This window comes from Streptomyces dysideae, assembly GCF_001514305.1.
Taxonomy (GTDB): Bacteria; Actinomycetota; Actinomycetes; order Streptomycetales; family Streptomycetaceae; genus Streptomyces; species Streptomyces dysideae.
In genome coordinates this window covers 1-5,282 of sequence record NZ_KQ949159.1, presented here as the reverse complement: position 1 = coordinate 5,282, position 5,282 = coordinate 1, and the positions used below count along the sequence as shown (strand labels likewise).

7 protein-coding genes and 2 pseudogenes are annotated in these 5,282 nt (G+C 68.1%); 1 reads left to right on the top strand and 8 read right to left on the bottom strand.

Annotated elements, in window-relative coordinates:
• The 8 genes and pseudogenes from AQJ91_RS47965 to AQJ91_RS47930 form a co-directional block, all read right to left on the bottom strand.
• Positions 1-790: pseudogene (locus AQJ91_RS47965) on the bottom strand (hypothetical protein); the annotation flags it as partial.
• A gap of 258 nt (positions 791-1,048) precedes the next feature.
• Positions 1,049-1,597, bottom strand: a complete 549-nt coding sequence (locus tag AQJ91_RS47960; RefSeq protein ID WP_067036642.1) for a TetR/AcrR family transcriptional regulator — start codon at positions 1,595-1,597, stop codon at positions 1,049-1,051.
• Between the two features lie 25 nt (positions 1,598-1,622).
• Positions 1,623-2,291: a nuclear transport factor 2 family protein gene (locus tag AQJ91_RS47955; RefSeq protein ID WP_234383477.1), complete on the bottom strand. Its 669-nt coding sequence runs from the start codon at positions 2,289-2,291 to the stop codon at positions 1,623-1,625.
• Positions 2,288-3,055 carry a transposase family protein gene (locus tag AQJ91_RS47950; RefSeq protein WP_067036636.1) on the bottom strand — a complete coding sequence of 256 codons (768 nt, stop codon included), beginning with the start codon at positions 3,053-3,055 and terminating at the stop codon, positions 2,288-2,290. Before AQJ91_RS47950 ends, AQJ91_RS47955 begins: the two co-directional genes overlap by 4 nt.
• A gap of 128 nt (positions 3,056-3,183) precedes the next feature.
• The gene (locus AQJ91_RS58050) at positions 3,184-3,333 is read right to left on the bottom strand and encodes a hypothetical protein (RefSeq protein ID WP_324618072.1); all 150 of its coding nucleotides are present in this window, start codon (positions 3,331-3,333) and stop codon (positions 3,184-3,186) included.
• Positions 3,334-3,435: 102 nt separating this feature from the next.
• Positions 3,436-3,927 carry a hypothetical protein gene (locus AQJ91_RS47940; protein WP_067036632.1) on the bottom strand — a complete coding sequence of 164 codons (492 nt, stop codon included), beginning with the start codon at positions 3,925-3,927 and terminating at the stop codon, positions 3,436-3,438.
• A 7-nt stretch (positions 3,928-3,934) separates the two neighbouring features.
• Complete coding sequence (locus AQJ91_RS47935) at positions 3,935-4,822, bottom strand: IS3 family transposase (RefSeq protein ID WP_159054841.1); 888 nt, start codon at positions 4,820-4,822, stop codon at positions 3,935-3,937.
• On the bottom strand, positions 4,819-5,118 hold the full coding sequence (locus AQJ91_RS47930) for a transposase (protein ID WP_067036629.1): 300 nt from the start codon (positions 5,116-5,118) through the stop codon (positions 4,819-4,821). Before AQJ91_RS47930 ends, AQJ91_RS47935 begins: the two co-directional genes overlap by 4 nt.
• Before the next feature lie 66 nt (positions 5,119-5,184).
• Here AQJ91_RS47930 and AQJ91_RS57200 point away from each other — a divergent pair.
• Positions 5,185-5,282 (top strand): annotated as a pseudogene (locus tag AQJ91_RS57200) (GntR family transcriptional regulator); the annotation flags it as partial.

Below are 5,282 nucleotides of genomic sequence, written 5' to 3'. Positions count from 1 at the left end.
CCGCCAGGCCGCCCTCACGGCGGCCACGGACCGCACCGGCCGCCGTCATGGCCTCGGGAAACTCGCTTTTGGTCATCGATGACTCCTCACAGAGCGCCGCGTGGCAGCCGGTACGGGCAAGGGTCGGGATCGGGAATCGCCTCGCGCACCACCATTGACACTCGCCCGTGGCCAGCCAGTCGTCGATGTCGTGCTGGGTGCAGGTGGCCAGGCTCTTGCTGCGGGCCCGGAGACATTCGATCAGCTGGATTGCAGCCTTGACCTCACGGCGGACGACCACCGCCTGGTGCAGCGTGACGGGCCGTTTCTCGGCGTCTCGCCGGAGCCGCCGCAAGTGGTGCCAGGTGGCGAAGCCGCGGACAACCTGGCGCCCGCTGGGGTCCTCGATTCGGGCGACGGACCGGGGCAGCCAGCGCTCAAGTTCGGCGAGTCGCTCGTCACGAGCCGGAAGAACACCGTCGGCAGCCAGAGCCGCCCGCAGGTGCCGGACGGCTTTGACTGGGTGCTGAAGGCCGTCGAGGAGGTCGTGCGTCACGGGTCCCTTCTCGGCGGCGAGAGCGGCCAGCAGGCGCCGTGGAACGGGTTCGCGAAGCCAGTAGAGAAGAGAGAGGGGATCGCCCCGATGCAAGCACTGGAACACCGGTTCCAGGTCCGGCCGGACGATGCCGTCCTGACCGCCGAGCAGGCCGGTCAACTGCCGGTCAAGAGCGCACGAGTTGCAAAGCCCATGGTGATAGAGCCGTTCGAGGGCACCACACTGAGTGGTGTGCATCGTGAAGTTGCTGGTCATGGGTCTGGTGTGAGGGGCGGGAGAGCTACTTGCGCTGGTCGTCGGCCGGTGTCCATGGCGAAGGTCGTCTGACACCGAGCGGGAGGAGCTCGTGATCGCCGAGCGGTCCTGAACCGGCTGGCCGAGCAGGGCCGGGCCGCGGCGGAGGCTGACCCGGAAGCAGCCTGCCCGCGGCTGGGCGAAGAAGCCGAGTCCCACCGGCCGAGCTGGCCTACGAGGAAGACTCGGAGCCGTCGTCGCCGAACTGCCGGTGTCGGGTCATCGAGCGGTGAGGACGTGCGCCCACGGCTCATCGATGTCGGCCAGACCCAGCACGGCGACCACGTTGTCGAGCATTCCGGCGCCGAACCAGCGCCGCACGGCCTCGTCGTCGCCCAGCAACTGCCGAACGGTGTCAACCTGCTTGGCGTAGCACCGACGCACGGCCTGCCCCACGAGCGGCTCGCCGGCGGCACAGTTCGCGTGCATGAGGAAACGCAGGATGCTCCGGTCCGCGACGAGCGCGGCGTAGGCGCCGCGTGCGGCATCCAACGCCGCCTCGGGCGCCAGCCCGGCCCCACCCGACGCCGGCGAGTGAGCGACCAGCGTGTCGGTCATGACGACGGAGACGTGGTCGACCGCCGCCGCGAACAGTGCTTCCTTGTTCGGGTACAGGCGATACAGATACGGCTGAGAGATGCCGACCCACTCTGCGATCTCATGCGTCGTCGTACCGTAGAAACCCTTTTGCGCGAAGCAGTCGACCGCGGCGGCCATGATGGTCCGACGTCGTTCGTCGCTCTTCGTGCTGGTACCGGCGGCAGGCATGGGCGTCAGTCAAACACGGCTCCCCTCAGCCTCCAAAAGTCACGCTGAGGTCAGGGTCGGACGGCACGTCGTGGGGCGTGAGCGCCTCGATCGCCACCAGCGGGTTCCAGTAGTCCAGGTAGTGGGTGATGCGCGCGTCGTCATCGGTCCGGACGACGGAGATGCACGTCTGCTCGTACGGCTTGCCGGTCGGCAGCGCCGTGCCCTTCGAGCGGAATTCGGCGATCACCAGGCTCGGATCGACCGTCTCGTGGAACACCAGGTCGACGAACTCCACGTCAAAGGTCTCGGGAAAGTTGCTCATGTGCGCGCGCAGTGCGTCTCGCCCCGTTACCCGCTGGGGCACGCCGGCCGGCGCGTACGGGAACTCGAGCACCGCGTCTGAGGCGAACAGCGTCACCCATTCGTCGACGCGTCCGGCGGCGGTGAGGCGCAGGTGCTCGGCCAGGGTGTGCTGGGCAGCGGCGCGGCGGGCGGCGTCGTCTTCCTTGACTGTCATCTTCCCTCTTTCGTTAGTGGTCGACCTATAACCTACCACGGGCAGCGGCCATTGCGGGTAGTCGAGCAGAGGTGACGCCAGGGGATCCCGGTCCGGTTCACGTACGGGATGGCGTCCAGAAAACGCCCCCTCGGCGGCGGGCGGCGGCCCGGTGCCATCGGCGCCCGTCACGCTTCGGCGAAGATTGTCGGTCACCGGGAGACTTCGCGGTTCGCCAGGACCAGCAGGGCCCTCACCAGGGCGGTCGCCCACTTCGGGTCGGTGCGTACCTTGCCGAGGACCCGCCAGTTCTTCAGGTGGGCGAATCCGTGCTCGACCGGCGCCCGCACTGCGGCAAGGGCCTTGTTGGACAGCTTCTGCCCTCGCGTCAGCGGTCGGTTCCGGGCGGCCTTGTAGCCGGTGATCACCGCCGGATCGGCGTCGGGACCGCTGTCGTCGAGCCCGACGAATCCCAGGTCGGCGATGGCGCCAAGGCCGGCCGCCCGCAGCCTGGCGGTGAGCCGGTCGTGTCGGCAGGCGGTGATCTCCGAGGTACGTCCGGGCCGGGCCGCAGAGACCCAGAGCAGCCGGCCACGGTCGTCGGTGAGCGCGATCACGAGCAGGCCATGGTGCTTGTGCTTGCCGGAGTAGTTCCTCCGGTTCTGTGTCCCCGTGCGCCGCCGGGTGCGGATCAGCGGGCCGTCCAGCAGGCCGACCACCTCCCTGACCCACCGGGTCACGGTGGTGCGGTGTATCCCGTTGCCGCCAGCCAGGTCGCCCGGCCGCTGGTCGCAGCGCAGCACCGCGAGCACGATGGCGGCGATCTTCCCCGCGGGCAGGGCCCGCCACCGCGAACCGATCTTCTTCAGGTGGCCGCGTATCAGGTCGGCGAGCCAGTTCAGAGTGGCACTCGACAGCGGCAGGCGTGCGGTGTAGATAAGGCCGTCAGGGCCCCCGGCGAGACCGTTGTTTTTCTTCACACCAAACTCAACTGCCGCCGGGGGCCCGCCGGTTACGGTCCTCAGGCACCCGCCGGCGGGGCGGCTACGAGCGTGCGGTGAACTTCCCGTCGGGGCGTTTGTGCAGCCAGCCGCGGTCCAGGGCTTGATCAAGTTCCGTGAGTGTCTGGGTTGTTGGTGATGCCCAGGATGGCGAGTGATCGTTCGGGTTCGTGGCGGATGGCGCGGGTGGTCTTGGCGATGTTGTCGGCTCCGAGGATCTTCAGGGTGCCGATGGCGAGGTTGCGGATGGTGGCCATGGCGCGGGGTGCGGTGCCGGTGTGAATGGTCGAGGCGTCCTCAGCGAACGTGACATCTCGGATGTAGTGGGAGGAATTTTCGATGCGTCAAGCAGGCTGCGCCTATGAGTTGTCTTCGTCGAGGAGTTCGGCGAAGCGGGGGTGGATGCGGGTGCGTCGCCCGCGCGTCTTGGCGAGGCGCTCTTCGAGTTCGGTGATCTTGTCTGGTGGGGCGTTCATGATCCATCGGTAGGGGTGCCGTGTCTCCTGTCGTCCGGTGAGGTGCCCGTCTGTGATCCATTTGCGGACGGTGCCGAGGGTGCAGCCGAGGTGGGCGGCGAGGTCGCCCAGCCACCACTCGTGTTCCCGGGGCGCTTCGGCCGGGTCGGCCGGCCATGGCCCCGTCTGGGGCGGCAGTGGTCTGCCGTTGCGCTGAAGGATCTGTGCCACGACGCGTCGGCGGATGGGGTCGTCACCGCGTGCCGAGCGGAAGCCGTCGCGGTTGAGCTGATCGGCGATCTTCACGGCGCTGAGGCCGGTATCGGCGAGCTGCAGGATGCGCTGTTCGAGGCGGGGGTAGTAGCTGAGGTGAAGTTTCCCCGTGGTCTTGGACACTCGTTCGTTATGCCGCGAGGGCGTGTTGATGCCGCTGCCTGGTCTCGGCCGGTGTGAGGTAGCCGAAGATCTTGTGCTTGCGTAGGCGGCGGCGGTTGTAGAAGGTCTCGATGAAGTTGAAGACCTCGGCGCGGGCGGTAGCCTGGTCGGGCCAGGTCCGGGTTCCGATCTCTTCCTTGAGCAGGGCCCAGAAACTCTCCGCTGCGGCGTTGTCGAAACACGATCCGGTGCGTCCGCAGCTCTGCCGCAGCCCCAACTCCCGTATTCGATCGCGAAATTGAGCTGAGGTGTACTCGCTTCCGCGATCGCTGTGGACCACGCATCCGCGCTCCAGACCGCCTCGGCCGTGGGCCATGTCGAGGGCGTCAACGACGAGTTCGGCGCGGTGGTGGTCGGCCATCGCGTAGCCGACGACCTCGCGGGTGGCCAGGTCCAGCCAGCAGGCGAGGTAGAGCCAGCCCTCGGCGGTGGGCAGGCATGTGATGTCGCCGACCAGCTTGGTGCCGGGGTGCTCGGCGTGGAAGTCGCGTCCGATCAGGTCCGGGGCCGGCTTCGCCTTCGTATCCGGCCGGGGCAGCGAGCGCCGCTTGCGGCGGGTGACGCCGCGGATGTCGCGCTCACGCATGACGCGGGCGACGCGCTTGCGGTTCACCTGCCGTCCCAGACGCCGCAGTTCGGCGTGGATGCGCGGGACGCCGTAGGTGCGGCGGGAGGCGATGTGCAGCACGGTGATCTCATGCGCGAGTGCGTCGTCGGTCGCCTGGCGGGCCTGGCGGGCAGCCTCGCCCTCGCACCAGGCGTAGTAGGAGGAGCGGGCCACACGCAGCACCCGGCACAGCAGCATGACCGGGTAGTTCGCCTTCTCCGAGTGGATCAACCGGTACAACGCGTTCACCGGTCGCTCTCCTTCACGAAGAAGGCGGTCGCTTTTTTCAGGATCTCGATCGTCTGCTGCTGCTCGCGGTTCTTTTTGCGTAGCCGGCGCAGTTCCTCGCGCTCGGCGCTGGTCAGCTCGCCCGGGGCGCCCTCGCCCCGGTCGGCCTTGGCCTGGCGGTACCAGCCGCGCAGGGACTCGGAGCTGATGCCGAGGTCCCGGGCGATAGCCGTGACCGTCTTGCCCGAGGAGTCGACGAGCGCGATCGCGTCCCGCTTGAACTCCTCGGTGTACCGCTTCGTGTACTTGCTTCCCACCTGGTGCTACTTCCTCTGGAACCTCAGGTCCCAGTCTCCAGGTGTCCACGATCAAGGGGAAGCTTCACACTGCTGGGTATCCAGAAGACCGCGCTGGTGACGCACATCCGGCGGACGTACTACAGCGACCAGGGACGGCCCGTGGAGACGGCGGACATCGTGGT